The following is a 2022-nucleotide window of genomic DNA, read 5'->3' on the forward strand; positions in this document are numbered from 1 at the left end:
TATTAAAAAATAGCTAATACTGTTTGAAAGTTATTTCATAGTTTCTTATACAACTTACTACCAATTCTCCCACTGGGTTTCAATCTTGACATCGCCATAATTACTTGGTGAATACTTGCTGTCATAGATGGTACACCAGTCTTTCAAGACTTTCTGGTTGACGATTTCGTCAAAGTCTTTCTCTAAATCTTCTTTGGAAATATTATTTTTTCTTAAATATTCTCTTACTTTTTCTTCATCATCAATAAATTGGCCTGGTTTCCTTGGCTCTTCAAAAATCGCAAGTTTCTTTTTGAGCACTTTCTTTTGCAGATTATAGTGTGCTGAATACCATAGGGTAATATTCGAATTAGTCTTTCTTTCAAAACGAATCGACATCCCTTTAATACCTGAACCAAAATTAAAGTGAATGGTTATATCACTATAGCCTTTGGTTAGAGTTTCATACTTTCCAAAAGGAGTATACGAAATATTAGGGTCGTCACTTGGCCAATCTGGTCTGATTTTAAACCCATCTATATGCCTTAAAATATTATTTGACCGATATGTTTTCTCCGTTTCTTGGTAAATTTCATCAAAAATGTTTTTAGGTTGTTTAGGAAAAAAGTAAAAACAAACAGATACAAGTAATACAACTATTGTTAAAACACCTAGTATTTTCTTCATCATCATCCTCCTACTCCGCCAAGGATTCCAAGCGGTTTAAAAACTTGGATACACCTGAATAGTTACTTTCAATGTATGCTTTAATCGCATCCTCCCCTTTTTCCATAACCTCTAATGGAAGGATACTAGCATAAATAGTACTTCTGACATGCTTCCAATCTTTATTTTTTAAGAATTCTCTTTCTCTAAGAGTCGAATCCTTTTGAAGGTCAGCATAATAGGAAGATATGGCTTGGTCATAGGATTGCCCCTGTTGCATCCGGCCGATAAGATTGACTGAATCAAGGTCTGCCTTGTAGTCATCTTCACCAATGCTTGGTTTTTTATCCGTAGCATTTTTTGTCGTGTCTCCCTCCCAGCCAGAAAGGTCCTTGACACGCTCTCTACCGCCATAGAGATCGGCTAACTGAACTTGATTAGGATTAAGGTGAGTCGCCATAGTAATGGACTGGTGGGTAAAGTCTGCGTGACCTGCTCTGTTGTTAGAATAGGCCTTCAGTTTGCTATCCCAAAACGTATCAAAATCAATCCTAGTACCATAAACTTCTTCAAATGATTTTTTATAAGAAGCATAATAATTTGAGCCTTTTTCTTTATCGGTAGTCTTAATGTCATCTATACTGTCATATTCACCACCCGCCATTTCATGCTGTAATCTAAGATTATAATAGAGTTCTTTGGCCTTTTCCTCTTTCAATCCTAATTCTTTAAAGATTTCAAGAAGCGGTTTTTCTACTGTCTTTGATTTTCCTGTAATCGAACTGCCAACAGTCACATTATAAAAATAAGTTTTCAAATGACCCGCCGTTTCGTTCCACTGGAATTCATTATAATTTGCCACACCGACGACTCGCAAAAAGATATAGTCACGGAACTCTTGACTTGAGGTTGGAAATTTCTTATCTATCCCTTGCTTGATGGTCAAAAGTTGTTGGGCTGTCTCTGCGTCAAATCCGTACTCTGCCATCATGGTCTGGACAAAGGCCTTCTCTTTACGACTGAGCTTCATATCCTTTGTGTCAGAATAGGCAGTCAGGTAGTTGGCCCAAGTCAGGTCAGATGGAATTTTAAAGACCCCTGTCTTTGCATCCCAACTCGTTTCAATCTGAGCTAGTCCACGACTCAACTGCACGTCGATACTGTCTAGATCATCGAACAGTCCTCCTGAAAAGCTATCATAGGCACGCAGGTCTCTCAAAATCGTTTCATAGACGCGTTTATTGGCATGGTGTCCTCGCATGAGTTCCACATTACTGCGTCTCAATCTTCCCTTTTCTTCACTATCCATGGTCAAGCTAGAAAGGAATTGGTTGACTTCATCTAGATAAGCAATCATTTGCTCTTCCTGGCGGATCT

At 38.1% G+C, this 2022-nt stretch carries 2 protein-coding genes; both read right to left on the reverse strand.

Annotated elements, in window-relative coordinates; translation table 11 throughout:
* Positions 1-57: 57 nt before the first annotated feature.
* Positions 58-666 carry a TipC family immunity protein gene (locus LG372_RS09700; protein WP_225742711.1) on the reverse strand — a complete coding sequence of 203 codons (609 nt, stop codon included), beginning with the start codon at positions 664-666 and terminating at the stop codon, positions 58-60.
* Positions 667-676: 10 nt separating this feature from the next.
* On the reverse strand, positions 677-2022 hold a 1346-nt coding region (locus LG372_RS09705), incomplete at its 5' end, for a hypothetical protein (RefSeq protein ID WP_225742712.1).

Origin of the sequence: Streptococcus sp. Marseille-Q5112 (assembly GCF_916700555.1) — a bacterium.
GTDB lineage: Bacteria > Bacillota > Bacilli > Lactobacillales > Streptococcaceae > Streptococcus > Streptococcus symci.

Excerpts from the sequence above, each read along its gene's own strand:
- LG372_RS09700 (WP_225742711.1), bottom strand. The coding sequence starts at position 666 with ATGAAGAAAATACTAGGTGTTTTAACAATAGTTGTATTACTTGTATCT.